Source organism: Janthinobacterium aquaticum, from assembly GCF_009208565.1.
Lineage (GTDB): Bacteria > Pseudomonadota > Gammaproteobacteria > Burkholderiales > Burkholderiaceae_D > Janthinobacterium.
The window spans coordinates 190,076-214,870 of record NZ_WFLK01000012.1 but is presented as its reverse complement, the minus strand read 5'-3'; the positions used below and the strand labels follow the sequence as shown (position 1 = coordinate 214,870).

At 63.0% G+C, this 24,795-nt stretch carries 22 protein-coding genes; 12 read left to right on the top strand and 10 right to left on the bottom strand.

Going from position 1 to position 24,795, the window contains the following annotated elements; translation table 11 throughout:
• Nucleotides 1-2: 2 nt before the first annotated feature.
• From GCM43_RS18940 to GCM43_RS18920, 5 genes are all read left to right on the top strand, one after another.
• Nucleotides 3-719, top strand: a complete 717-nt coding sequence (locus tag GCM43_RS18940; protein WP_152247143.1) for a phosphoadenylyl-sulfate reductase — start codon at nucleotides 3-5, stop codon at nucleotides 717-719.
• Nucleotides 720-750: 31 nt separating this feature from the next.
• Nucleotides 751-1,662, top strand: coding sequence for a sulfate adenylyltransferase subunit CysD (cysD, locus tag GCM43_RS18935; RefSeq protein WP_152247141.1), 912 nt, complete (start codon nucleotides 751-753; stop codon nucleotides 1,660-1,662).
• Entirely contained in the window at nucleotides 1,662-2,984 is a 1,323-nt protein-coding gene (locus GCM43_RS18930; protein ID WP_152247139.1) for a sulfate adenylyltransferase subunit 1, read from the top strand. Before cysD ends, GCM43_RS18930 begins: the two co-directional genes overlap by 1 nt.
• A 189-nt stretch (nucleotides 2,985-3,173) precedes the next feature.
• Entirely contained in the window at nucleotides 3,174-3,944 is a 771-nt protein-coding gene (gene cobA, locus GCM43_RS18925; RefSeq protein WP_152247137.1) for a uroporphyrinogen-III C-methyltransferase, read from the top strand.
• A gap of 213 nt (nucleotides 3,945-4,157) precedes the next feature.
• A complete protein-coding gene (locus GCM43_RS18920) occupies nucleotides 4,158-4,805 on the top strand; it encodes a hypothetical protein (protein WP_152247135.1) in 648 nt (215 codons plus the stop codon).
• On the opposite strand, the gene GCM43_RS18915 is transcribed toward GCM43_RS18920, so the two are convergent.
• Genes GCM43_RS18915 through lptF form a run of 4 tightly spaced genes read right to left on the bottom strand, consistent with a single transcriptional unit; the run spans nucleotide 4,802 to nucleotide 8,518 of the window.
• Nucleotides 4,802-5,800 carry a Stealth CR1 domain-containing protein gene (locus tag GCM43_RS18915; RefSeq protein WP_226929561.1) on the bottom strand — a complete coding sequence of 333 codons (999 nt, stop codon included), beginning with the start codon at nucleotides 5,798-5,800 and terminating at the stop codon, nucleotides 4,802-4,804. The two genes, GCM43_RS18920 and GCM43_RS18915, sit on opposite strands and share 4 nt — an antisense overlap.
• Nucleotides 5,801-5,808: 8 nt before the next feature.
• Nucleotides 5,809-6,207, bottom strand: coding sequence for a sirohydrochlorin chelatase (locus GCM43_RS18910; protein ID WP_152247133.1), 399 nt, complete (start codon nucleotides 6,205-6,207; stop codon nucleotides 5,809-5,811).
• Nucleotides 6,207-7,376 (bottom strand): LPS export ABC transporter permease LptG, encoded by a 1,170-nt coding sequence (lptG, locus tag GCM43_RS18905; RefSeq protein WP_152247131.1) that lies wholly within the window; start codon nucleotides 7,374-7,376, stop codon nucleotides 6,207-6,209. Before lptG ends, GCM43_RS18910 begins: the two co-directional genes overlap by 1 nt.
• Entirely contained in the window at nucleotides 7,373-8,518 is a 1,146-nt protein-coding gene (gene lptF, locus GCM43_RS18900; protein ID WP_152247129.1) for an LPS export ABC transporter permease LptF, read from the bottom strand. Before lptF ends, lptG begins: the two co-directional genes overlap by 4 nt.
• 67 nt (nucleotides 8,519-8,585) lie before the next feature.
• Here lptF and GCM43_RS18895 point away from each other — a divergent pair, with 67 nt between their 5' ends.
• Nucleotides 8,586-10,082, top strand: a complete 1,497-nt coding sequence (locus GCM43_RS18895; protein ID WP_152247127.1) for a leucyl aminopeptidase — start codon at nucleotides 8,586-8,588, stop codon at nucleotides 10,080-10,082.
• Between the two features lie 137 nt (nucleotides 10,083-10,219).
• Here GCM43_RS18895 and GCM43_RS26410 read toward each other — a convergent pair whose 3' ends face one another.
• From GCM43_RS26410 to GCM43_RS18875, 4 genes are read right to left on the bottom strand one after another with little or no spacing between them, the layout of a single operon-like run.
• Nucleotides 10,220-10,774, bottom strand: coding sequence for a hypothetical protein (locus GCM43_RS26410; RefSeq protein WP_193315679.1), 555 nt, complete (start codon nucleotides 10,772-10,774; stop codon nucleotides 10,220-10,222).
• A 9-nt stretch (nucleotides 10,775-10,783) separates the two neighbouring features.
• Nucleotides 10,784-11,254: a CreA family protein gene (locus GCM43_RS18885; RefSeq protein ID WP_152247195.1), complete on the bottom strand. Its 471-nt coding sequence runs from the start codon at nucleotides 11,252-11,254 to the stop codon at nucleotides 10,784-10,786.
• Between the two features lie 59 nt (nucleotides 11,255-11,313).
• A complete protein-coding gene (locus tag GCM43_RS18880; protein ID WP_071078859.1) occupies nucleotides 11,314-11,502 on the bottom strand; it encodes a DUF1653 domain-containing protein in 189 nt (62 codons plus the stop codon).
• A 10-nt stretch (nucleotides 11,503-11,512) separates the two neighbouring features.
• Nucleotides 11,513-11,890 (bottom strand): hypothetical protein, encoded by a 378-nt coding sequence (locus tag GCM43_RS18875; RefSeq protein WP_152247125.1) that lies wholly within the window; start codon nucleotides 11,888-11,890, stop codon nucleotides 11,513-11,515.
• 560 nt (nucleotides 11,891-12,450) lie between these two features.
• On the opposite strand from GCM43_RS18875, the gene xth reads away from it, so the two are divergent.
• The gene (xth, locus tag GCM43_RS18870; protein ID WP_152247123.1) at nucleotides 12,451-13,215 is read left to right on the top strand and encodes an exodeoxyribonuclease III; all 765 of its coding nucleotides are present in this window, start codon (nucleotides 12,451-12,453) and stop codon (nucleotides 13,213-13,215) included.
• On the opposite strand, the gene GCM43_RS18865 is transcribed toward xth, so the two are convergent.
• A complete protein-coding gene (locus GCM43_RS18865) occupies nucleotides 13,196-15,745 on the bottom strand; it encodes a sensor domain-containing protein (protein WP_226929560.1) in 2,550 nt (849 codons plus the stop codon). The genes xth and GCM43_RS18865 overlap by 20 nt on opposite strands.
• Nucleotides 15,746-15,910: 165 nt before the next feature.
• On the opposite strand from GCM43_RS18865, the gene prpR reads away from it, so the two are divergent.
• The 5 genes from prpR (at nucleotide 15,911) to GCM43_RS18840 (ending at nucleotide 21,262) form a co-directional block, all read left to right on the top strand.
• Entirely contained in the window at nucleotides 15,911-17,548 is a 1,638-nt protein-coding gene (gene prpR, locus GCM43_RS18860; RefSeq protein ID WP_152247121.1) for a propionate catabolism operon regulatory protein PrpR, read from the top strand.
• A 27-nt stretch (nucleotides 17,549-17,575) separates the two neighbouring features.
• On the top strand, nucleotides 17,576-18,511 hold the full coding sequence (locus GCM43_RS18855) for a phytanoyl-CoA dioxygenase family protein (protein WP_152247119.1): 936 nt from the start codon (nucleotides 17,576-17,578) through the stop codon (nucleotides 18,509-18,511).
• A 94-nt stretch (nucleotides 18,512-18,605) separates the two neighbouring features.
• On the top strand, nucleotides 18,606-19,505 hold the full coding sequence (locus GCM43_RS18850) for an alpha/beta fold hydrolase (protein WP_152247117.1): 900 nt from the start codon (nucleotides 18,606-18,608) through the stop codon (nucleotides 19,503-19,505).
• 3 nt (nucleotides 19,506-19,508) lie between these two features.
• Nucleotides 19,509-20,555: a sensor histidine kinase gene (locus GCM43_RS18845; RefSeq protein ID WP_152247115.1), complete on the top strand. Its 1,047-nt coding sequence runs from the start codon at nucleotides 19,509-19,511 to the stop codon at nucleotides 20,553-20,555.
• On the top strand, nucleotides 20,552-21,262 hold the full coding sequence (locus GCM43_RS18840) for a LytR/AlgR family response regulator transcription factor (RefSeq protein ID WP_226929559.1): 711 nt from the start codon (nucleotides 20,552-20,554) through the stop codon (nucleotides 21,260-21,262). The genes GCM43_RS18845 and GCM43_RS18840 overlap by 4 nt, the downstream gene beginning before the upstream one ends.
• On the opposite strand, the gene GCM43_RS18835 is transcribed toward GCM43_RS18840, so the two are convergent.
• Nucleotides 21,240-24,653 (bottom strand): S41 family peptidase, encoded by a 3,414-nt coding sequence (locus GCM43_RS18835; protein WP_226929558.1) that lies wholly within the window; start codon nucleotides 24,651-24,653, stop codon nucleotides 21,240-21,242. The genes GCM43_RS18840 and GCM43_RS18835 overlap by 23 nt on opposite strands.
• Nucleotides 24,654-24,795: the final 142 nt, after the last annotated feature.

Here is a 24,795-nt window from a genome sequence, read left to right as displayed (position 1 = left end):
GCATGAGCGACTTGTCCACTTTAGTCACCGCCACCGAGCAAACGCTGACACGTATCGCTGCCGATTTTTCGCCAGCCGTGTTCGCGTCCAGCCTGGCAGCCGAAGACATGGTGCTGACCGACCTGATCCTGAAAGCAAAGCTGCCTATCGGTATCTTTTCACTGGAAACGGGCCGGCTGCACCAGGAAACCCTGGCCGTGCTGGGCAAGGTCAAGGACCATTACGACCACGACATCACCCTGTACCGTCCGCAGCCGCAAGCCGTGGCGCAGTATGTGGAACAGAACGGCCTCAATGCGTTTTATGACAGCGTCGAGATGCGGCGCGAATGCTGCCGCATCCGCAAGGTCGAGCCACTGGGCCGTGCACTGGCCGGCAACAAGGCCTGGGTCACCGGCCAGCGCCGAGCCCAGTCCACCACACGTGCCGAACTGCATGTGCAGGAAGAGGACGCGGCGCACGCCATGACGAAATTCAATCCGCTGGCCGACTGGTCCGAAGAAGATGTGTGGAACTATATCCGCACCAACAACGTGCCCTACAACGCGCTGCACGACCAGGGCTACCCGTCGATCGGTTGCGAACCTTGCACCCGCGCCGTGCAGCCAGGCGAGGATGTACGCGCCGGACGCTGGTGGTGGGAAAATCCCGATTCCAAGGAATGCGGCCTGCATATGGTGGACGGCAAGTTGATCCGCATAAAATCCGTGGCAGCCTGAACAAAAAACAAAGATTGAGAAAGCACCGACTATGAGCAATATTTTGAACCAGCGTCACCTCGACAGCCTTGAATCGGAAGCCATCCACATCATGCGCGAAGTGGCGGCCGAATCGTCCAACCCTGCCCTGCTGTTCTCGGGCGGCAAGGACTCGGTCGTGCTGCTGCGCCTGGCTGAAAAAGCTTTTCGCCCCGGCAAATTCCCGTTTCCCCTGGTACATATCGACACCGGCCACAATTTCCCGGAAGTTATTACCTTCCGCGACAAGAAAGTGGCTGAACTGGGCGAGCGCCTGATCGTCGGCTCGGTCGAAGACTCGATCAAGCGCGGCACGGTGCGCCTGCGCAATCCGGCTACCGACTCGCGCAATGCCGCGCAGGCCGTGACCTTGCTGGAAACCATCGCCGAACACAAGTTTGACGCCTGCATCGGCGGCGCGCGCCGCGACGAGGAAAAAGCCCGCGCCAAGGAACGTATCTTTTCCTTCCGCGACGAATTCGGCGCGTGGGACCCGAAAGCCCAGCGTCCTGAACTGTGGGATCTGTATAACACGCGCGTCCATCCGGGTGAAAACATGCGCGTGTTCCCGATCTCGAACTGGACCGAACTGGACGTCTGGCAATATATCGCGCGTGAAAAACTGGAACTGCCGCCGATCTACTTTGCCCACGAGCGCCAGGTGATTCCGCGCAATGGCCTGCTGGTGCCGCTGACCGACCTGACGCCGCCGCGCGAAGGCGAAGCGGTTGAAACGCAGGTGGTGCGCTTCCGTACCGTCGGCGATATCTCGTGCACCTGCCCGGTTTCGTCCGATGCCGCCACCGTCGACGCGATTATCGCCGAGACGGCAATCACGCAAATCACGGAGCGCGGCGCCACCCGCATGGACGACCAGACCTCCGAAGCCTCGATGGAAAAACGCAAGAAAGCAGGATACTTCTAATGAACGCAGCAGCTAACATGACCGACATCACCACCAACGACAGCGTCGAGCGCGGCATGCTGCGCTTTATCACGGCCGGCTCCGTCGATGACGGCAAGAGCACGCTGATCGGCCGCCTGCTGTTCGACAGCAAGGGCATCTTTGCCGACCAGCTCGACGCCATGTCGCGCTCCAAGCACAAACGCACCGTCGGCGACACGGTCGACCTGTCGCTGCTGACGGACGGCCTGGAAGCCGAACGCGAACAGGGCATCACCATCGACGTGGCCTACCGCTACTTTGCCACGCCCAAGCGCAAATTCATTATTGCCGACACCCCGGGCCACGAGCAGTACACGCGCAATATGGTCACCGGCGCCTCGACCGCCGACGCGGTGATCATCCTGATCGACGTATCCAAGGTCAAGCTGGGAGACGATGGCAGCGTCGAGCTGCTGACCCAGACCAAGCGCCATTCGACGATTGCCCATCTGCTGCAGATCGAGCACGTGGTGGTGGCCGTCAACAAGATGGACCTGGTCGGCTACGATGAAACCGTCTACAACCGCATCGTGGCGGCCTACCGCGATTTTGCGCAGACGCTGGGCCTGAAGGACATCACGCCGATCCCGCTGTCGGCGCTGGCCGGCGACAACGTGGTCGCGCGCGGCGACAATCTGGGCTGGTACAACGGCCCGACGCTGATCGAGCTGCTTGAATCGCTGTCGGTCTACGATGAATCGCACGACGCGCCGTTCCGCTTCCCGGTGCAACTGGTGGCGCGCCACAACGGCCATGAAGCGAACGACTTCCGCGGCTATATGGGCCGCATCGAAGCGGGCAAGGTCAGCGTCGGCGATACCTTGGTGGTGCAGCCTTCGGGCCAGAGCGCCACCGTCAAGGACATCGTCACGCTGGACGGCTCGCTGCCGTCGGCCGTGGTGGGCCAGTCGGTCACGCTGTTGCTCAATGAATACCTCGATATCTCGCGCGGCGACCTGCTGGCAGGCGCCGACCGTCCGGCCACGCTGCTGAAACAAGTGACGGCCGACGTCTGCTGGCTGTCCGAAGACGCACTCGACCTGCGCCGCAAATACTGGATCAAGCACGGCACGAAGCAGACTGCGGCCAAGATCACGGCCATCGATTCGGTGCTCGATATCAACGTGCAGCAGCGCCATGCGGCCGACGGCCTGAAACTGAACGACATCGCCCGTATCAGCCTGAACGTGCAGCAGCCGCTGGCCGCCGACGCGTACGACGATATCCGTGCGACCGGGGCGTTTATCCTGATCGACGAAGTGACGCATCAGACGGTGGCGGCGGGAATGATCCGGGTTTAAGGCACTCAACCCGACGGCACATTCTGGGGTCGGCAATTCTGACCTCGGCATATCACGTAGGTCGGATTAGGCCCCGCAGGGGCCGTAATCCGACAACATTGTTGACGTTTATGGTGTTTGTCGGATTACGTGGGGCTTTGCCCCACTGATCCGACCTACGCATCAACCAAGCAACCAATCAAGGCAAGCATGAACAGCACCTCTACTCTTCCCGGCAAGGTCTACCTGATTGGCGCCGGCCCTGGCGCGCAGGATCTGATGACATTGCGCGGCGCGCGCCTGCTGGCGCAGGCTGACGTGGTGCTGCACGATGCGCTGGTGACGGACGAGATGCTCGAGCTGTGTCCGCAGGCGCGACATATCCTGGTGGGCAAGCGCTGCGGCCAGCTGTCGACGGCGCAGGCTTTCATCAACAAGCAACTGATCGACCAGGCGCGCAAGCACGCCGTGGTGGTGCGCCTGAAAGGCGGCGATCCGATGCTGTTTGGCCGCGCCGATGAAGAGCTGCGCGCGCTCGAAGAAGCCGGCATCGAGGTGGAAGTGGTGCCCGGCATTACCACTGCGCTCGCCGCCGCCGCTGCCAGCAAACAGCCTTTGACGCGCCGTGGCGTGGCGCGCAGCGTGGCGTTTTTCACTTCCAGCACAGCGCCCGGCGAATCGGAACACACGGCCGTGCCGGACTGCGACACGCTGGTGCAATATATGGGTGGGCGCGAAGCGATTGCCACCGCGCAGCGGCTGCTGGCGCAAGGCCGTCCAGCCAGCACGCCGGTGGTGGTGATTGAAAACTGCAGCCGTCCGGAACAGTGCATCGTGCGCATGGATCTGGCGCAGCTGGCACAAGGCTTGGGCGACAAGCAGGGACCGGTGCTGGTGATGCTCGGTGAAGCGATGGCGCTGCGTAGCGGTCAGATCGATAATAAAGTAATAACATTATCTAATCTTGCCAAGCGGGCCTGAAATTGCTTGTCAGCGTGATAATTGGTGTATTTTTACCGACCTGAAAGTCAGTAACTGACGTTTTTGCGCAAAACATGGTAGGATGCGGACGCAACTTTTCTCGACTTACTGCGTCCACGGCCCTGCCAGACGCGCCTCTGGCGGCAACGCTGCCGATAAAAGCTGCGTCCGCCGCCGCAATACCGCGCAGCGCAACTCCAGCTCAGATTATTCATGACTTTCAACTCCATGCGCGAATCGCTGTATTCGCTCAGCCGCAGCAATGCCGGCGTGACTTCGGCCGTCCTGTTCAGCATGATCGCCGCCATCGGCCTGTGGAACATCTTTCCCGATATCGACAATGAAAACCACCTGCTCGAATGCCTGCAGGCGCTGTTCCTGGCACTGGCCTGCGGCGTACACGCCACACGCGCCTGGCAGGAAAGCGACCGCCAGACGCTCAGCTTCCTGATGCATGCCGGCCTGGCCGTGCTGCTGTTTGCCTTTCTGCTGCGCGAACTCGATATCGACAGCTTTGGCGCCGAACCGTTCTGGACCTACCTGGAAAAAGTGCTGCGCGTCATCGGGCTGCTGATGCTGCTGCGCACGCTGATTTTTATCGCGCCGCGCGCCGGCAAGGTACTGAGCCACGCAGCGATGATTTTCGGCATGCGCGTGACCATCCTGACCGCCATCGGCGGCCTGCTGATGGTTGCCGGCTGGCCGTTCGACAAGAAGGTCATCCACGGCCTGTCGGAGGCCCATTCACTGCTCGGCGAAGAAGTGTGCGAACTGGGCGCTTACCTGCTGCTGTTTCTGGCCTCGTTGTCCGACACCACGGCCGCGCGCCTGGTCAGCCTGGCGCCACGCAAGAAGGCTTAAACCCGCTCGAAGGACGACGGCTGCGGCAGCAGTTGCTGCAACGTGGCCGCGACCTGCTGCAGGCGCGGATCGTCGCTTGCAGCGTCATCGCAGGTGTCGTTCATGCAGAAAAACGGCAGGCTGCCAAAACGCGTCAGCAAGCTGTCCATCTGCAGCGATGCATCGGCTTCGCCGGTAGCGATATACAGGGGATCGAGCACCTGCTCGCGCGCATAGCCCATGTGTACCATCCAGCGCGGCACCAGGTCCGGCAACAGCGCCGGCGCCTGCCACGAACGAAACACGCTTCTGCGCACGCCGGCAAACAGGGCCGGCGCCAGTGCTTCGAGTTCATGCAGCCGACTTTTGCGCAAGGGCCGCGGCGCATGCGCATACAGGCAAGGCTGGTGCACATAGCCTGCGTACTGCGACGAGAGCCATTGCCGCGACACCGTGGCGCAGTTGACGGGCGCCGCCACATCAGCACGCAAGACGTCCTGCGGCGCCACTTGCGCGCTTTCCGTAAATGCGGCCAGGGTACCGCCCTCCCCCTCGCCAAACCACAAGCCAGGCTCGAACGGTGCGCCGAAAAACACATCGTCGTTAAGATAAATAAAGCGCTCGGACAGACCGGCAATATGGTGCAGATACGATTCGATATGGCCCGAATCGAACACCGGCAAAGCGCTTGCGGCCATCAGGCTGGCGTGATCAACGATAGTCAGGCGCCCTTCCAGGCTGGCTGCGTCGCGCAGCCAGGCCGGCACTTGCCGGTCGGTGACCAGGTAAATATGTCCATGGCCGGGAAAGAAGCGTTCGAGTGCGCGCAGGTTGTAGCGCAGTTCGCCATTATCGCGGTAGCGACCGGCCACATTGCCATGCAGCGCCAGCTGTCCAGGGTCGCCTGAGCACCACTTTGCATAAGCGTCGGCGCGGCGCGCCTGCCAGGCCGGATCGGCGCCGTCCACCCATAGATAGACGATGTCGATGGCGGCCGTGTCAGCCTTGCTGCTCACCGTGTCAATCAAGCGCCAGGTGCAGCGACGCAGTAGTCGGCCATGGCGGCCAGTACGCTGGCGCTTTCGCCGATGGCCGGCACCACTTTCAGGCGCAATTGCGGGTGGGCTGCGCGCAGTTCATCGAGCAGCAGCGGCAGGTCGCGCAGCACATGGCCGCCCTGACCCAGAAATACCGGCACCACAGTGGCGTCCAGCACATCGCCTTCGGGCAGCTCGGCCAGCAGCTCGGCCACCAGCTCGGGCAGGCGCGGCGTCATCAGTTCCAAAAACGCCAGCGCCACGCGCGTATCGGGCAGGCGCGCCTGAGTCAGGTCGCGCAAGCGCTCGAACGGGGCAGCCCACGAGGCGGCGCGTGCGCCATGGGCAAACAGAATCAGCGCCTGCCGGGATGTATTGTTTGTCATCAGTGTCGCTCCACCCACCAAAGGCTTGCCAGTGCTGCAATCAGATAAAGCACGCTGGGCGCCGCCGCCGTGACAAAGGCCGGCCAGGTGCTGAGCAGGCCCAGATGCGAGAACAGGGTATTGACCAGCATAAAGCTCACGCCGAGCATAATGCCGACAAAAATCTTCAGGCTCACGCCGCCACTGCGCGTATGCATATAGGCGAACGGCAGCGCCAGCGCCATCAGCACAAAGATGGCCAGCGGGTCGATCAGTTTTTTCCAGAAAGCGATGCGAAAGCGCTCCGTCTCCTGCTTGTTCTCGGCCAGGTGGCGCGTATAGACGGCCAGTTCGCCCACCGACATGCGCTCCGGGTCGGAGGCCGAGACGGTCAGGATTTTCGGCGTCACTTCCGACACCATGTCTTTGGTGGCGCTTTTCACGGTACGCACCAGGCTCGTTTCCTGGCCAAAGTAGTTTTTCAGCTGCGGCTCGTAGCCGGGCGTGGTGCTGGCGCTGTTGGAAAAAGTGGTTTCGGTCACGTCGGTCAGGCGCCAGATATTCTGGCCCTGGTAGACGGCGCTGGCCGCCGATGTCATCACGCGCAGGCGCATGGTGCTGTCGAACTCGTAGAGCTTGACGTTTTTCAGCTGGCCGTCCGGGCGCGCTTCGCCGGCATTGAAAAAACGCGAGCCGGTCACTTCGCCGCTCAGGCCATCGCGCTTGATCATGTCCTTGGTCCACAGGCCGGAGCGGAATTCGCTCGACACAGTAGCGCCGCGCGAGGTCAGTTTCAGACGCTCGGCCAGCGGCTCGGTACGGGGCGTGATGAATTCGCCAAACACAAAGGTAATGACCACGAACACCAGGCCGATCAGCATCACGAAACGCGCTGCCATGCCGGTCGACATGCTCGATGCGCGCATGATGGTAAATTCGCTGCTGGCGGCAAACTGCGCCATCGTATAGATGGTGCCGATCAGGGCCGCAATCGGCATCACCTCATACACATGGCCGGGCACCAGCACCAGCACATACAGGAAAGCGTACTGGATGGTGTAGCCATTGCGGCCCACCTTGGGCAGCTCGCCAGTGAGATCAATAAAAGCCTGCAGCGCCAGGAAGGCCAGCAGCACGAAGAACACGGCCTGGAATATCGAGACCGCAAAATAGCGCTGTAATATCTTCATTTCGTTACCGCTTCACTTGTTTTGCCGGCGCGGCGCGCGCGCTTGAAGGACGCCAGCAGCACCAGCGGATGATAGCGGTGGTTGACATTGAGGCGCCAGGCAAACAGCAGCACCACCGCCACGCCTGCGGCCAGGTGCAGCGGCCACCAGGCCATGCCAAAGCCCAGGCGGCCCTGCTTGACACTGGCCTCGATCACCTTGGTCAGATTGCTGTAACTGAAGAAGATCAGCAAGGCGATGATCAGGTTGGTCGAACTGCCGGCGCGCGGATTGACAAAGCCCAGCGGAATGGCCAGCAGCACCAGCATCAGCGCGATCAGCGGCGCGCTGATGCGCCACATCAGTTCGGCCATGGTGTACTGGTTGTTGGCGGCGATCAGCGCCACCGTGCTCATGGCGCGTACGCTCAGGTCGGCGCCCAGCGCCTGCTGTTTGCTTTCGATGCGCATGATGTACTGCTCAAATTCCATGGTCTGGAAATCGGCCTGGGTCGGAATGCCCTGGTAGCGGCGACCGTTTTTCAGCACCAGGAAGCGGCTGCCGGCGGCGTCGGTATTGATCACGCCTTCTTTTGCCACCACGACCACCGCCGTGCCCTTGGCATCGACCGTATTGACGAATACATTGTGCACCACGTTCTTCTCGCCACCGCCGCCTTCGACAAAGAAGATGCGGTTGCTGCCGGCCGATTCGCGGAACTGGCCCGGCGTGACCTTTTGCAGGTCTTCGCGCTTTTCAAAGCGCGACACGTATTCATCGCTCTTCTGCTGCGCCCAGGGCGTCGCATACAGGCTCAGGCTACCGATCACGATAACCAGCGGCAGGCCAAAACTCAATACCGGTGCGATCCAGCGCGACAGGCTCAGGCCCGAGGCAAACCAGACCACCATCTCGGACTCCTTGTAGCTGCGCGTGACGACCATCAACACCGAGATGAAACCGGTCAGTATCAGGATGGTGGGCAGCTGCATCAACGCCGAAAAGGCGATCAACGCCAGTACGTCGGACGAGGCGATCTTGCCGCCGGCCGCCTTGCCCAGGATGCCGATCAGGGTCCAGGTAAGCAGGATGCTGAATAAAACAGTGAAGGTGGCCCCGGCGGCACTTGCCAATTCACGTCGAAGGGCACGTTGAAAAATCATTCGGAGTTTATAATTCGGGTCAGTTAGTTGAGTAACACGTTACTAGTAAATGAAAACGGAGAACCAAATGGACTTTAGCATAAAAGCATTCGATACCAAGAGCACCCTCGGCACGGCCAAAAGCGGATGCATCGCGGTTGCGGTATTCGAAAACAAAAAACTGTCGCCAGCGGCACAATCGCTGGACAGCAAGGGTGCCATTTCGGCTGCGCTGAAGTCCGGCGATATCAGCGGCAAGCCCGGCACCACCCTGCTGCTGCGCGCTGTTGACGGCGTCAGCGCCGAGCGCGTACTGCTGGTCGGCATGGGCAGCGATGAAGCCGTCAGCGAAAAAAGCTTCGCCACCGGCGTACAGGCTGCATTGAAGGCTTTCGGCTCGCTGGGCGCCGCGGACGCCATTATCGCATTACCGCTGGCCGAAGTGAAAGAGCGCGACGTAAATTGGGCCATCCGTTGCGTGGTGCAGGCGGCGCACGACAGCGCCTACCGCAGCGACTCGCAAAAAAGCAAGAAAGACCCGGCACCGGCAGGCGTGCGCAAGATCGTGCTGGCAGCGCCAGCGACGCCATCGACCCGCAACGCACTGGCCCAGGCCATCGCGATTGCCAACGGCTCGGACCTGACGCGCAAGCTGGGCGACCTGCCGGCCAATATCGCCACGCCAACCTACCTGGCCGACACCGCCAAGCAGCTGGCCAAGGATTACAAATTCGACGTCGAAGTACTGGACCGCAAGCAGCTCGAAGCGCTGAAAATGGGCAGCTTCCTGTCGGTCACCAACGGCAGCGAACAGCCGCCGAAGTTCATCGTCCTCAAGCACATGGGCGGCAAGGCCAAGGATGCGCCGGTGGTGCTGGTTGGCAAAGGCATTACCTTTGACACCGGCGGCATCTCGCTCAAGGCCGGTCCTGGCATGGACGAAATGAAGTACGACATGTGCGGCGCCGCGTCGGTGCTGGGCACCTTCCGCGCCATCGGCGAAATGGGCCTGAAGCTGAACGTGATCGGCGTGATCGCCGCCTGCGAAAACATGCCATCGGGCCGCGCCACCAAGCCGGGCGACATCGTCACCTCGATGAATGGCCTGACGATTGAAATTCTGAACACCGACGCCGAAGGCCGCCTGGTGCTGTGCGACGCGCTGACCTATACCGAGCGCTTCAAGCCGGCCGCCGTGGTCGATGTCGCCACCCTGACGGGCGCTTGCGTGATCGCGCTGGGCCACCACAACACCGGCCTGTTTACCCGCAGCGACGCAGCCCATGACGCACTGGCCAATGAACTGCTGAACGCCGGCAAGCAGGCCAGCGACACCGCATGGCGCATGCCGATCGAGGAAGCCTACAACGAACAGCTCAAGTCGAACTTTGCCGACCTGGCCAATATCGGCACGCCAGGCGGCGGCGCCGTGACCGCTGCCGCGTTCCTGGAAAACTTCACCAGGAAGTACACCTGGGCGCATCTGGACATCGCCGGCACCGCCTGGAAATCGGGCGCATCGAAAGGCGCTACCGGTCGTCCGGTGCCGCTGCTGACGACGTTCCTGCTGAATCGCGTGCAGTAAACGCATTGCGCGCCGGCGATGCTCGGTAGGTCGGATTAGCGCTACGCGCGTAATCCGACAACTTCGCTGAGGCCAACAATGTTGTCGGATTACGGCGCTGCGCGCCTAATCCGACCTACGTCCTCTCATACATCCTCTTAATAAACAACCGGATCGGGTATCGGCGAAGGCTTGCTGGCGGGAGCTGGTGCTGGCATCGGCGCGACGGTCGGCTGCACCACGGCCTGCGGCACGGCAGCAGCGGGCGCGGACGCAGGCAACGGCGCTGGCGCCACCGGCGTAACCTTGCGCGCCGGTTCCTGCATCACAATGGTCAGGGTGGACGGATAGTCAAAGGCGGCGCCGGTATTGCGGTCGACGATATAACCGACGCCCATGGTCAGGATCACATTGCCCCACAGGCTGCCGTTGACCCGCGAATCAATCGCTTCGCTGGCCACCACTGGCGCGGCGCCCGGCTTCTTGCAATCGACGCTCAACGGCGCTTCGCTCTTGCGAATAATGATGCGGCCCGGGGTGGTGACAAACCATTTACCCATGTCGTTGCTGATCACGCAGCCGGCACCATGCAGTTCGCGGTTATCGTAGATGGTCTGCACCAGCACCATCTGGTCGGTCGACCCGGCAATCGTGCCGCAGCCGGCCAGGCCGGCACTGAACACAGCGGCGGCGGCAACGGCAATGCTGCGCATGGCGGTGCGTTACTTGACGGGAATCGGCTGGCTGGCCGGCACCGGCACAGCCGTTACGCTGTTCTTCGGACTGCCGTCGATCAGGCGGTCCGAATACACCAGGTAAATCAGCGCATTGCGTTTGCTGTCGACCATGCGCACCACGCGCACGTGCTTGAAGAAAATCGAGGCGCGCTCGGAAAACACTTCTTCCTGGCGCGGCAGCTTGCCAGTGAACTGCAGCGGACCGACCTGGCGGCAGGCCACCGAAGCGTCGGCCTTGTCCTCGGCCAGGCCGACAGCGCCCTTGATGCCGCCGGTCTTGGCGCGCGACAGGTAGCAGCTCACGCCTGGCACGCGCGGATCATCGTAAGCTTCCACCACGATCTTGTGATCGGGGCCGATCAGCTTGAAAACGGTGTCGACCGAGCCGACGGTTTCGGCCTGGGCCGCAACGCAGGCCGCGCCCAGCAGCAAGACGCCGGCGCACAATTGACGCATGCTAGTCATAAGCAGTTCCCGGACACATGCAGGCACGGCCTGCATGGATTGATCATGAATTAATTAATGGGGGCGAAGCGCTGCACCATGACGCCATCGACCTCGATCAGCTGAAAGAACACGTCTTTCGGCCGGGTCCAGATCGAGCCGTCCGCAGCGCGGTAGACGATCATTGGCGTCAGATCCGCTTCCAGCGTGGCTTCGCACACCAGTTCGTAAATGCCGCCTTTGTAATGACGGTAACGCATCGTCGCTCCCTCAGGCCTTCGATTGTTCGCTCGTTTCGTCAGCCAGGCTTTTTTGCTTCAGCTTCAGCCCCTGGATGACTTTCAGTATGCCTTCCATGCCGGCTGCGCCATCGGCGCCGTTAAAGGCGTCAAGCACTTCGTTGAGCACCTTGTTGCGCACGGCCGCCTCTTCCAACGACATCTGCGCGGCGCGCTCGGCCTCGGCTTTGGCTGCTTTTTGCGCAGCGGTCATGCGCGGCTTGGCAGCAGGCTTGCCATGTGTCAAGGCAGCCTGCCAGATTACCCAGCGACGCTGGGTTTCAAAAATCAGATACTCTTCCGGCTTGTCTTCCCTACGCCGCACAATGTGGCCGTCACGCTGCGCCCACGCTTCAAATGCAGTTCGCATTTTCTTCCTTTGATATGCTACGCGCAAGTCTCACTATTAAAACTGCAACATTTCTCTATGGTAGCATTTATTGATGCTAAAAAACAATCTCCACAGATAACAATGCATTCTACATAACAAGTCTGGCGCCGCCATGGCAGCAATGCTGCGCTCTGGCTGGTCAGTAATCCGAAATACGCCGTACACGGCAGTATTCCTGTTTGCTTAATCCCTGGCTGTAACAAAACTGTGTGACACAATTGTTACATTGCGTCATTTTAGTATTTTTTTTCGCGCTTCAGCGAGAAAGTTTCATCTTTATCGCAGCAACCGGCCTGCCCACAGGCCGCCAGCCCCGTATTTCGCGCCCCTTGTACCAAGGATAAATTCATCATACACAAAAACATATTAACAAGGCGCGACGATTGGTGAAAAATATATACTTTTTTTATACATTACTTCCCTTTGGGCAAATAAAACCACGTTCGTGGAATCCGCAGGTACGTCGTCGCCGGCCATGCGCTAAGATTCGGACTTGAACTTGCTCAATTCGCTGTATAAACAAACAAGGATTTATCGTCATGAAACTCGCCACCTGGAACGTCAATTCGCTCAAAGTACGCCTGCCCCAGGTACTGCAATGGCTGGCCGACAACCCGGTCGACATATTGTGCTTGCAGGAAACCAAGCTGACCGACGACAAGTTCCCGGTTGCCGAGATCGAAGCGGCCGGCTACCAGGTCGTGTTCAGCGGCCAGAAAACCTATAACGGCGTGGCCATCCTGTCGAAGCTGCCGATCGAGGATGTCATCAAGAACAATCCGCTGTATGAAGACCCACAGCAGCGCATCCTGGCCGCCACCATCGGCGGCGTGCGCGTGGTGTGCGCCTATGTGCCCAATGGCCAGAGCGTGGACTCGGACAAATACGAATACAAGCTGGCCTGGCTGGCCGCGCTGCACGACTGGCTGGCCGGCGAAGCGCAGCAGCATGCGCAACTGGCGGTGGTGGGCGACTACAATATCGCGCCGGATGACCGCGATGTGCATGATCCGGTCGCGTGGGCCGGCCAGGTACTGGTATCGGACAAGGAGCGCGCGGCGCTGCAACGTCTGTTTGACATTGGCCTGGCCGACGCCTTCCGCCTGTTCGAACAGGCCGACAAGTCATTTAGCTGGTGGGATTACCGCCAGCTGGGCTTTCGCCTCAACAAGGGCCTGCGCATCGATCATATCCTGCTGTCGAAAGCCCTGGCGGCGCGCTGCAGCGCCTGCATCATCGACCGCGTGCCGCGCAAATGGGAGCAGCCGTCCGACCATGCGCCGGTCATTGCGACAATCGACTGACCCGCTCGAGCAGCATGCGCGCATTGGAAGCAGGCACCGGTGCCGAGAACAGATAACCCTGCGCGTAGTGGCAGCCCTTTTGCTGCAGCAATGAGAACTGCTGCTCCGTTTCCACGCCTTCGGCCACGGTCGACAACTGCAGGCTGTCGGCCAGCGCGATGATGGCCGAGACGATGGCGCGGTCTTCCGCGCTCGATTCGAGGTCCTTGACGAAGGCGCGGTCGATCTTGACTTTCTTGACCGGAAAGCGCTTCAGGTAGGCCAGGCTCGAGTAACCGGTGCCGAAGTCGTCGATCGACAGGCGCAGTCCCATGGCGTTGATCTGGCGCAGGATTTCCAGCGTATGCTCGCCATGCTGCATCAGCGCCGTTTCGGTAATCTCGAATTCCAGCATGGCCGGGTCGATGCCGCTCTCTTCGACGATGGCGCCGATCACCGCCACCAGCTTCTTGTGCATGAACTGGCGCGGCGACAGATTGACCGCCAGCGGCACCGGCACCAGGCCTTCGCGCCGCCAGGCCATGCTCTGCTCGCACGCCTTGCGCATCACCCATTCGCCGACCGGCACGATCATGCCGTTTTCCTCGAGGATGGGGATAAAGCGGTCCGGCATCACCAGTCCGATGCCAGGACGGCGCCAGCGCAGCAGCACTTCCATCGCATGCAGCCGGCGCGTGGCGATATCGATGACCGGCTGGTAGAACAGCTCGAACTGGTCTTGTGCCAGCGCCGTGCGCAAGCTGCTTTCCAGGTCGAAGTGCAACACCGCCGCCTGGTTCATGGTCTGGGTAAAAAACTGGTAGTTATTGCGTCCGCTGTTCTTGGCGTGATACATGGCCGCGTCGGCATGGCGCATCAGCGCATCGACATCGACGCCGTCGTCCGGATAGACGCAGATGCCGATCGACGGCGTAATGTGCAGCACATGGCCTTCGAGCGGAAACGCCGGCGTCAGCGCATCGATGATCTTTTCGGCTACCCGGCTCGCTTCGCCGGCATTGCGGATGCCCGGCGCGATCACCACGAACTCGTCACCGCCCAGGCGCGCCACCGTGTCGCTGACGCGCACCGCCCGGCACAGGCGGCCGGCGACCTCCTTGAGCAGCATGTCGCCGGTCATGTGGCCGAGCGAATCGTTGATGTTCTTGAAGCGGTCGAGATCAATGAACATGACGGCCAGCTTGCGCTCCGAGCGCTGTGCGGCCAGCATGCCGCGCTCGAGCCGGTCGGCCAGCAGCGCGCGGTTGGGCAGGCCGGTCAGGTTGTCGTGGTAGGCCATGTGATGCACGCGCGCTTCGGCCTGGCGCCGCTCGACGATTTCGTCCTGCAACTGCGCGTTGGCGCCGGCCAGTTCGGCGGTGCGCTCGAGCACGCGCAATTCAAGCTCGTCGCGCGCCAGGCGCACCGCTTCGGCCGCCTCGCGGCGCGCCGTCACATCGTCGACCAGCCAGACCGAGCGGCCATGCGCATGCGCCAAGTCGAACGGGCGGCCCGACAGGCGCGCCCAGAAGCGGCTGCCGTCCTTGCGTACCAGCTGGTATTCCGACATATGCACGCGGCCGGCCTCGAAATCGCGCGCTGTCTCGTTGCGCGCCGCGCGCCACGCCGCCACGTCCGGATACAGCGCCCGCACCGACAGGCCGTTCACTTCGCCCGGTCCGTAGTCAAACAGCTCTTCCATCTTGCTGTTGGCGCGCAGGTTGTAGCCGCCTTCGACCACCGAGATGCCCAGCACGGCGCTGTCGAGGATGGCCTGGTTTTCCAGCAGCGCGTTGCGCAACGATTCTTCGGCGCGCTTGGCTTCCGAGCGATCCTCGACGATCCAGATGGTGCCGCTGGCCGGGTCCTGGGGATTGATCACGTAGGCGATCAGCTGCGCCCACAGCGTGCTGCCGTCGCGGCGCTGCATTTCCACTTCGGTCTGGAACGGCTTGCCCACCGACAGGAAGGGAAACGCCGCTGCGCCCAGCATCTCGTAGGCATGCTGCGAGGCGTACAGCGCGCGCCCGGGCAGGCCCAGCGCCTCGTCGCCGGCATAGCCGAACATGTCGGCAAAGCCCTGGTTGTAGCGCGTAATGATGCGCTCGCGGGTAAACAGGATGCTGATCGAGGCGTTATCGAGGATGGCCTGCTGCTCCAGCAGGCTCTTGCGCAGCAGCTGCAATTCGCGCTGCGGCACGCGGATATCGGCAAACACCAGCAGCGCGCCGTCGCTGCCATGCGGCTTGGCCCAGACCTGCACGGCGATGGCGCCCTCGTCACCCTGCAGGCTGCTGTCCCAGTGCCGCTCGCGTCCCGCCGGCTCCGGCACACTATCGAGTACGCTATCGAGCATGGCTTTGCTGGCAGCGCGCTCTTCGACGCTGACATGGTCGAGCAGCACCGCGCCGTGCAGGTCATGTCCCAGCAGCTGTGCCAGCGCCGCATTGGCCGCCACCACCACGCCGCCGCTGTCGCAGGCGCAGGCGGGCAGCGGGAACAGTTGCAAGGCATCGGCAAGCGGATCGGAATGGAGCTGGTCGCGGTTCATGGACACCAAATCATGGACACCAAAAAAGTTAGGCGCGGCAGGCGCGCGAAGTCGTGCCATGATCATAAACCAGTTTATGGCGGTTTTTTCATCTCCAGCGCGCCAGCGTCAGGTTGATCGCTTTTGCGCGAAAAAATGACGCGATAAATCAGCTACAATCGCCGCATGCGCCGCGCTCCCCTGCCCCCAATCGACCAACGCGACAAGCCCGTTATCTGGACCGTTTCCGTCTCGCGCCTGTTCGACCTGTTCCGCGACATCACGCTCGAATACGACGAACTGGCCACCATCGAGCCGATCAACCTGGGCTTTGACGACGCGGTGCGCCATATCCGCGAACGCATGGCCACCGAGCGCTGCGACGCCGTGATTGCAGCTGGCTCGAACGGCGCCTACCTGAAAGGCCGGCTGGCGGTGCCGGTCATTATCGCCAAGGCCAGCGGCTATGACGTGATGCAGGCGCTGGCGCGCGCGCGGCGCATCGCGCCGCAGGTAGCCGTTGTCACTTACCAGGATCCGCTGCCGGAACTGGCCGAATTTGCCACCACCTTCGGCATCGAGGTAGTCCAGCGTACTTACGCCACCGAAGAAGATGCACGGGCGCAGATCAATGAACTGAAAGCGGCCGGCATCAAGGCGGTGGTAGGTGCCGGCCTGGTGACCGACCTGGCCGAAGAAGCGGGGCTGGCCGCCGTCTTCGTCTATTCGGCCAGTGCGATCCGGCGCGCCTTTGACGATGCGCTGGAAATGGCGCGCCTGACCCAGCTCGAAGCAGGCCGTGCCAGGCGCGCGCCAGCCTCGGAGCCGGCGCGCGCGCTGCATGGCCTGCACGACCTGCGCGGCGAATCGGTGGCAATGGAAGCGCTGCGCCAGTCGGTGGTGCTGTATGGCCGTTCGCCGGCCACCGTGCTGATCCAGGGGGAAACGGGCAGTGGCAAGGAACTGGTGGCGCAGGCGATCCACCGCGAAAGCCCGCGCAGCCTGGGCGCCAACCGGCCCTTTGTGGCGATTAACTGCGGTGCGATTGCCGAGTCCTTGCTGGAGTCAGAACTGTTCGGCCATGAGGACGGGGCATTTACCGGCGCGCGCCGCGGCGGCCACGCCGGCCTGTTCGAAGCGGCCAACCACGGCACGCTGTTCCTCGATGAAATCGGCGAAATGCCGCTGGCGCTGCAAACGCGCCTGCTGCGCGTGCTCGAAGAGCGCGAAGTGGTGCGCGTGGGCGGCACGCGGCCGATTCCCATCCACGTACGCGTGATCAGCGCCACCCACTGCGACCTCGAACAGCGCATCGCCGAAGGACGCTTCCGGGCCGACCTGTTTTATCGTCTGGCCGTGCTGCGCCTGCGCCTGCCGGCCCTGCGCGAACGCGCCGGCGACATTGCCGGGTTGGCCGAATGGTCGCTGAAAAATGCGCTGGCGGCGCTGGGCGCGCGGCCGCAGCCCAACCTGCGCGCCGAGCTGGCGGCCTGCGTGCCGCTGCTGCAGCGCCATGGCTGGCCCGGCAACGTGCGCGAACTGCGCAACCTGGCCGAGCGGCTGGCGCTGTTCCTGGCGGCCGAACCGCTGCAGGCGCTCACGCCAGCGTTTATGCTGGACGTGGCGCCGGAGCTGGCCGCTGCCGCTGTTGCTGACCCGGCGCCTGCGGCTGTTACTGCCGCAGCGCCGCCGGAGAAGGCGCAACAGCAGCAGGAAGAAAGCGCGGCCGAGGTACTGGCGCGCTTTGGCGGCAGCCGCGAAGCGGCGGCGCACTACCTGGGTGTCAGCCGCACCACGCTGTGGCGTCGCTTGCGCGCCACCTAGTCCCTTCACTCTTTTCCACCACCACCCATGCCTGCACCGAGCGATGACTGGCCCTATTTGCAGCGCCTCTGGCAACGCTGCACTACCCCTGCGGCGCCGTCCGGGGAAGACCTGCGCGAGCAGTATCACGGCGAAGTCAAGGCGCTCTACCGACGCGGCATCTCGCTTGAGGACGCACTGGTGTTCCTGGTGCAGCAAAGGCCATCGCTGGAAGGCTACCAACAGTGGCTGGCAGCGCGTACGCGTGAGTTGCCGGTGCCCGATGACAGCGAACAGGCGCAATCACTGTCGCGCGAAGAGCTGCAGTTCTGGGAACAACATGGCTATCTGGTGCTGCGCGGCGCCGTGCCGCGCGCGCAGTGCGAGGCGGTACAGCAGGCCATCTGGAACTATCTGGGTGCCAGCGCCGACCAGCCGGCTTCATGGTGCCAGGAGCATCCCGGCAAGCGCGGCATGATGCTGCAGTTTTCCGATCATCCGGCGCTGGCGGCGAACCGGCATGGCGCGCGCATCCGCAGCGCCTACGAGCAGTTGTATGGCAGCAGCGCCATCTTTGCCACGATCGACAAGGTCAGTTTCAATCCACCCGTCATCGACGGCCATGGTTTCATGGGCAGCGCCCTGCATTGGGACGTCAGCCTGCAGCCGCCGATTCCATTCAAGCTGCAGGGCCTGCTGTACCTGTCCGACTGCGCAGCCACCGATGGCGCTTTTCATTGCGTGCCCGGCTTCCAGCACCGCTACGCAGCATGGCTGGCGCAGGTGCCACCCGGGCAGAATCCGCGCGACCTGGCCAGCCAGACGCTCGAGCCGGTCGCCGTCGAAGGCCAGGCCGGCGACTTCATTATCTGGCACCAGGCGCTGCCCCATTGCGCTACCCCCAACCACGGCAATGCGCCGCGCATGGTGCAGTACCTGACTTATCTGCCCGAGCAGTGCGTGGACCAGCCTGACTGGTACTGACCGCCTGTCCGCTGCAGCAACCACTGGTCATTTTGCGCTATCACGATAATCTGGACGCCACTACGATAAGCACCTGTCAACCGTGGAGACCATCATGTACCGCACTGTCCTGTCCGCCTTTCTGCTTGCCGCCGCCAGCCTGGCCATGCCCACCATCGCCATCGCCGCCCCTGTCCATCCTGCGTTCGAGGTCGCCGTCAGCGGCCAGGCCAGGGATCAAGGGCCTGGCCGCCATATTGTCCTGATCCCCGGCCTGGCGTCGTCTAGCGAAGTCTGGCGCGACACGGCCGCCCACCTGTGCGCGCCCGGCACCGGTCGCCAGTGCCATGTGCTGACGCTGGCCGGCTTTGCCGGCACAGCACCGGTCGAGGGCGATCTGCTGGCGCAAGTGGAAGGCCAGCTGGCTGCCTATATCAGCGAACAGAAAATGGCCAGCCCGGTAATCATCGGCCATAGCCTGGGCGGCTTTCTGGGCCTGAAGCTGGCCATCGATTATCCGCAGCAGGTGGGTAAACTGGTGGTGGTCGATGCGCTGCCGGCACTCGGTGCAACCCAGCTGGCGTCGATCACGCCAGAGCAGTTGCAGCAGATGGCCGCGCAAATGCGCAGCGCCATGCAGGCCCAGGACGACGCGACCTTTGCCGCCAACGCCCGGCGCAGCGTAGCGTCGATGGCCAGCGCACCGGACGATATCGCACGCATTGCCAGCTGGGGCCAGCGCTCGTCGCGCAGCACGGTCACCGACGCCATGACCAGCATGATGGGCCAGGACCTGCGTCAGGACGTGGCGCGCATCAAGGCGCCGGTGCTGGTGCTGGGCAGCTGGGCCGCCTACAAGGGTTACGCCACGCGCGACGCCATTCTGCAGACCTTTCGCACCCAGTACCAGCAGTTGCCGGGCGTGCAGATCGCCCTGGCCGAGTCGGCGCGCCACTTCATCATGTACGATGAGCGTGACTGGATGCTCGAGCGCATCGACACTTTTCTGAAATAAGGCATGCCCACTACCGCACCACCGAAGCCCCTGCTGGCCCGCCTGAACTGGTACTGGATCTTCCAGCTGGCCGGCTGGAACGGCGCAGCCCTGCTGTCGCTGGCAAGCCTCAGCCGTGCGCCGCTGAGCGCCGCCATTATTGGCGTCAGCTGGTGCGGCGCGGCCACCGGCCTGCTGCTCTCGATAGCCTGGCGGCGCCTGCTGCGCCGGCGCGGCTGGATCGCCGGCAGGTTTGCCTGGCAGCGCATCGTGCCGTGCCTGCTGCTGATCGCGCTGGTGCAAAGCCTGCTGGTCGGCGCCAGCTATGCGCTGCTGCAGCCGTTCGGTCCCGTCACGTCCTGGCTGTGGCTGCCGTCGGCGATGGTCTCGTGGTTCGGCATTTTTCTGCTGTGGACGATTCTGTATGCAATGATCATCGCGCTGCGGCGCGCCAGCCGGCTGGAAGCCGAAACATTGCGACTGCAGGTGCTGGCCAAGGACGCCGAGCTGCGCGCACTGCAGGCGCAGGTCAATCCGCATTTTTTCTTCAACAGCCTCAATAGCGTACGTGCGCTGGTGTTTGAAGACCGCCAGGCAGCCGCCGACACGCTCGACCGGCTGGCCGCGCTGATGCGCCATGCCTTGAATGCCGGTCGCCATGACACCGTGGCGCTGGCCGATGAACTGGGCGCCGTGCGCGCCTACCTGGAGATCGAAGCGATCCGCTTCGAAGCACGCCTGACAGTGCGCTTTGAAATCAAGTCCGGCCTGGGCGCCACGCCGATACCGCCAATGGCGTTGCAGACACTGGTGGAAAACGCCGTGCGCCACGGCATCGAACAGCAGCCTGAAGGCGGCACCATCGTGCTCAACGCGCAGCGGGCGGCCGACGGCGTGCGGATCACGGTGGCCAATAGCGGCGTGCTGCGCACAAACTCCGCGTCAACCGGACTGGGCCTGGCCAATGCGCGCCAGCGATTGCAGCTGGCGCTCGGCCCTGCCGCCAGCCTGTCGCTGGCCGAACACAATGGCTGGGTGCGGGCCGAGCTGTTTTTGCCGGAGCCGTCATGAGCGATCAAGTCTTGCGGGTGCTGATCGTCGACGACGAGCGCCTGGCGCGCGCCGAATTGCGCCGTCTGCTCGCTAACCATAAAGAGGTCGAGATCGTCGGCGAAGCGGCCAGCGCCGCCGAGGCAATGCAGCTGTGCGCGCAGCTGCAGCTTGACCTGCTGCTGCTCGACGTGCAGATGCCGGGCGGCTCCGGCTTTGACCTGCTGGCCGCGCTTGACCAGGCGCCCGAAGTGATCTTCTGCACCGCCTACGACCAGTACGCGCTGCAGGCGTTTGCCGTCAATGCACTCGACTACCTGCAAAAACCGGTGCAAAGCGTGCGCCTGGCGCAGGCGCTGGCGCGTGCCGGCGCGCGGGTGGCGGCGCAGCCTGTACCCCCACCACGCAAGATCTTTATCAGGGATGGCGAGCGCTGCTGGTTTGTGGCGCTGGCCGACATTACGCTGTTTGAATCGGAAGGCAATTACACGCGCGTGCATTTCGGCGCCGAGCAGGCCCTGATGCTGCGCTCGCTCAACCAGCTGGAGGAGAAACTCGACCCGGCGCAGTTCTTTCGCGCCAACCGGCGCCAGATTGTCAGCCTGGCGCAGATTGCCAGCGTGGCGCCAGGCGACGGCGATGGCTTGCGCCTGCAACTGGCCGGCGACACGGTGATCGAGGTATCGCGCCGCCGGGCGCAGCAGTTCAGGGCTGAGAACTGTCTGTAGCGCTGCCTGCAGGTTTCAGGGCCGGTATGGCTTGCGGACGGAACTGGCGCAGCGGCTGTTCCCTGAGCTTTTTGTCCAGCAGGCCCAGCGCCACTTCAAGCTGACGGTCGCCGCCATTGAAGGTGGCGTGCGGCGGATTTTCCACTTCCACATCCGGCACCACGCCCACGCCTTCGATCAGCCACTGGCCGTCGACGCCGAACTGGCCGTTTTCTGCCACGCGCGCCATGCCGTTATCGAGCAGGCGCGTATTGTCGCTGAGCCAGACGCCGGCGCCGGCGGTGCGCTTGCCCACCAGCGGCGCCAGGCCCAGCGCCTTGATGCCGGCAGCAAAAGTCTCGCCGTCCGAATAGGTCAGCTCGTCGACCAGCACCACCAGGTGGCCGCGGAAGGTGTTTTGCATGTTCGACGACGGCTGCACACCGGGCGGCGCCCAGAAGGCCCAGGCCTTGCGCAGCAGCTTTTCAATGATCCAGCTGTCGATATTGCCGCCGTTATTGCGCCGCACGTCGATAATCAGCCCTTCGCGGTTGATATTGGCGTAAAAGTCGCGCGCAAACGAGGCGATATCGCGTGCGCCCATCGCGCGCAGATGCAGGTAGCCGATGCGGCCCTGCGAGCTGGCGGCCACCTGTTCGGCGCGGCTCAGTTCCCAGTCGCCATAGCGCAGCGCCGTCTGTCTGGCCATATTGACCGGTGTGACGATCATGGCACGCGGCGCCGCCTTGCCGCGTTTGACCTGCAGCAGTACCTGCTTGTCGGCCTGGTTCAACAGCAGGTCGGCAATGTCGCGCGCCTGCAATACGTCCTTGCCGTTGACGGCGGTAATCACATCGCCCTCTTTCACATCCACCTCGGGGCGCGACAGCGGCGCGCGCTCGGACGGAAGCTCCGGTTCGCTGCGGTAGATATGCTCGACCTGGTAGCCTTCGCCGGTGCGCACCAGCACCGCCCCCAGGCCTGACGGCGCACCTTCCTGCTCGGTGCGGCGCAATTCGCCGGGGCGGATCTGCGAATGCAGCGCGCCGACTTCGGCCACCATCATGCCCAGCAAATCATTGAGTTCGGCGCGGTCGGTCACGCGTTCGACCAGCGGCGCATATTTGGCGCGCGCCGCGTTCCAGTCCACCCCGCGCATCTTGGCGTCATACAGAAAGTCGCGGTGCAAGCGCCAGGCGTCGTTGAACATCTGCTGCCATTCCAGGCGCGGGTTCGACACAAAAGTCCAGTCCTCGACTTTCACCCTGGCCTTCGCCAGGTCGGAGGGCAGCTTGGCGCCCGCCTCGATTACCAGCATGTCGCCGGCGCCCTTCTCGCTGGCCGTGCGGTAGTACAGATGCTTCTTGTCCTGCGCCAGGTCGAATTCGCGCACATTGGCCACCAGCAGTTCGGGCTTGCTGCCGGTATTGCCGATGGCCAGCGTTTTCAGGCTGGACTTGGCTTCGGCGCCACTGTCGCGCTCGAGGAAATACAAACGCTTGTCGTCCACCGCCAGCGCCTGATAATTGCCGGCGGCCAGCGGCACCTCGTACAGGCGCGCGGCCAGCCCTTCGGTGACGATGGCAGGCAGCACGGCCGGCGCTTTCTTCACGGCGCTTTTGGCAACCTTCTTGTCGACGACCTTTTCCGCCGCCAGTTCGGCCGCCTTTTCATCGTCGGTTTCGGCTGGCTTGACGCCCGGGCGGCTCAATTCGTCGTCGGCCTGGAACGGAAAGCGGTTGCCAGGCTGCAGCGCCAGCGCATACACGCCCACGCGCTTGTCAAAGACCGGGCCCATATTGCGGTCGCCCCAGGGCGAGCCGTTGGACAGCTGGAAATTGCGCGCCGACAGGAAGTACAGCCAGCGCCCGTCCGGAGAAAACATGGGCGAACCCGACGTGTAGCGGTCACTGGTGACAAAATGCAGCTGTTTTGCCGCCAGGTTGTACAGGCCGATCTGCTCGCGCTGTTCGTTGCTGGCCACGCGCACCAAAGCCAGGTTGCGGCTGTCGGGCGACCATTGCACTTCGTCGTGCTTGTCCACGCCGGCCTTGCCGGCGTCGTCGATCAAGGTATTGGCCTTGCTGGCCAGGTCGAGCAGCCAGAAACGGCCTTTTTTGTCGCTATGCGCCAGATAGCGCCCATCGGGTGATGGATACAGCTTCCAGCGGTGGCTGTCGCCGTTATTGGTCAGGCGCACGCCCGGCCCAGAACCGTCGGCCGGGTACTGCCAGATTTCGTTTTCGCCGCTGGTGTCGACGATGGCAAACACGTGTTTTTCATCGCTGGAAAACACCGCATCGCGGGCGCGCGCGCCTTCGGGAATGGCGATATCGACGCGGCGCAAGCTGCCGGTGCCGGCAATGCTGACGCGCCCACGCGCGGTCAAAATAATGCGTTCGTCCTTGCCGGAAATCTGCACGTTGGACAGGGTGTCGAGCGGCGAGCGGATCTGGCGCGCACGCTGCTGATCGAAGTCCGATAGCAGGCTGATCGGCAACGGCTGGGATTGCGTGGCAACGGCGCCAGCAGCCGGCGCGGCCAGGTCCAGCAGATGCAGGTCGGCACCGAGCTGGTAGACGATTTTGCCGTCACCGAGCTGGGCATTCCTCACATCCCACTGCACATGGCGGGTCAGGGCGCGGCGGTCCGAGCCGTCCGGCAGCATGCTCCACAGATTGTCGCTGCCGCTCTCGTCGCTGATGTAATAGACGCGGCCCTGCCACCACATCGGGCGCTTGTTGTTGCCATCGCGCACGGCTGCGTCAGTGTGCATGGGCTGCGCCTCGCTCTTGCCGTCGAGCGCAAAGCGCCACAGCTGTGCATGCGCACCGCCACGGTAGTTGCGCACATTGTCGTTGGTCATGGCCAGGCCGAAGCGCGTGAAGTACAGCGTGGTGCCGGCGTCGTCGAGCACGGCGTCATTGGCGTCGGCCACCGGAAAGACACGCCGCGTCAGCTTGAGCGGATCGACCGCCGCCACGATGCGGCGCGAAGCCGGGCCATCGGTGTTTTGCGTGCTGACCAGCACTTCGCCCTGCGCCGTCCAGCCCAGCACCAGCACGCCGCCGTTGTCATAGGTGATGCGACGCGGCAGGCCGCCGGCCAGCGGCATTACATAGGCATCCTGCGCACCCTCGTAGGATGCGGAAAACGCCACCCACTGGCCGTCGCGCGAGATGGCGGCATTGGTTTCATAGCCGGGATGGGTGGTGAGGCGCTGCGCCGGGCCACCGCGCACGCTGCTTTTCCATAAATCGCCTTCGGCGGTAAACACTACGGTATCGCCGCGCACGGCAGGAAAGCGGAAATAACTGGAGGATGCAGAAACCGCAGAAGCGGCCTGGGCGCAGGCGCTGCCGAGCAGGCCGGCCGACAACAGTAGCAAGGAAAGGCGATGGGATATTTTCATGGGCATCCAGAGAACGTTCAGGGGCACGGACATCATGTCGATACCGGAAAGCAATTCTGGCATAACTATGACCAAAGAAAACCTTCTTTATGACACAAATGGATGTAAAAAAACCCGCGCCATTTGCATGGGCGGGTTTTTT

Coding starts and splice junctions, on each gene's coding strand:
- GCM43_RS18940 (WP_152247143.1), top strand. CDS start 3: ATGAGCGACTTGTCCACTTTAGTCACCGCCACCGAGCAAACGCTGACA.
- cysD (WP_152247141.1), top strand. CDS start 751: ATGAGCAATATTTTGAACCAGCGTCACCTCGACAGCCTTGAATCGGAA.
- GCM43_RS18930 (WP_152247139.1), top strand. CDS start 1,662: ATGAACGCAGCAGCTAACATGACCGACATCACCACCAACGACAGCGTC.
- cobA (WP_152247137.1), top strand. CDS start 3,174: ATGAACAGCACCTCTACTCTTCCCGGCAAGGTCTACCTGATTGGCGCC.
- GCM43_RS18920 (WP_152247135.1), top strand. CDS start 4,158: ATGACTTTCAACTCCATGCGCGAATCGCTGTATTCGCTCAGCCGCAGC.
- GCM43_RS18910 (WP_152247133.1), bottom strand. CDS start 6,207: ATGACAAACAATACATCCCGGCAGGCGCTGATTCTGTTTGCCCATGGC.
- lptG (WP_152247131.1), bottom strand. CDS start 7,376: ATGAAGATATTACAGCGCTATTTTGCGGTCTCGATATTCCAGGCCGTG.
- lptF (WP_152247129.1), bottom strand. CDS start 8,518: ATGATTTTTCAACGTGCCCTTCGACGTGAATTGGCAAGTGCCGCCGGG.
- GCM43_RS18895 (WP_152247127.1), top strand. CDS start 8,586: ATGGACTTTAGCATAAAAGCATTCGATACCAAGAGCACCCTCGGCACG.
- GCM43_RS26410 (WP_193315679.1), bottom strand. CDS start 10,774: ATGCGCAGCATTGCCGTTGCCGCCGCCGCTGTGTTCAGTGCCGGCCTG.
- GCM43_RS18885 (WP_152247195.1), bottom strand. CDS start 11,254: ATGCGTCAATTGTGCGCCGGCGTCTTGCTGCTGGGCGCGGCCTGCGTT.
- GCM43_RS18880 (WP_071078859.1), bottom strand. CDS start 11,502: ATGCGTTACCGTCATTACAAAGGCGGCATTTACGAACTGGTGTGCGAA.
- GCM43_RS18875 (WP_152247125.1), bottom strand. CDS start 11,890: ATGCGAACTGCATTTGAAGCGTGGGCGCAGCGTGACGGCCACATTGTG.
- xth (WP_152247123.1), top strand. CDS start 12,451: ATGAAACTCGCCACCTGGAACGTCAATTCGCTCAAAGTACGCCTGCCC.
- GCM43_RS18865 (WP_226929560.1), bottom strand. CDS start 15,745: ATGAACCGCGACCAGCTCCATTCCGATCCGCTTGCCGATGCCTTGCAA.
- prpR (WP_152247121.1), top strand. CDS start 15,911: ATGCGCCGCGCTCCCCTGCCCCCAATCGACCAACGCGACAAGCCCGTT.
- GCM43_RS18855 (WP_152247119.1), top strand. CDS start 17,576: ATGCCTGCACCGAGCGATGACTGGCCCTATTTGCAGCGCCTCTGGCAA.
- GCM43_RS18850 (WP_152247117.1), top strand. CDS start 18,606: ATGTACCGCACTGTCCTGTCCGCCTTTCTGCTTGCCGCCGCCAGCCTG.
- GCM43_RS18845 (WP_152247115.1), top strand. CDS start 19,509: ATGCCCACTACCGCACCACCGAAGCCCCTGCTGGCCCGCCTGAACTGG.
- GCM43_RS18840 (WP_226929559.1), top strand. CDS start 20,552: ATGAGCGATCAAGTCTTGCGGGTGCTGATCGTCGACGACGAGCGCCTG.
- GCM43_RS18835 (WP_226929558.1), bottom strand. CDS start 24,653: ATGAAAATATCCCATCGCCTTTCCTTGCTACTGTTGTCGGCCGGCCTG.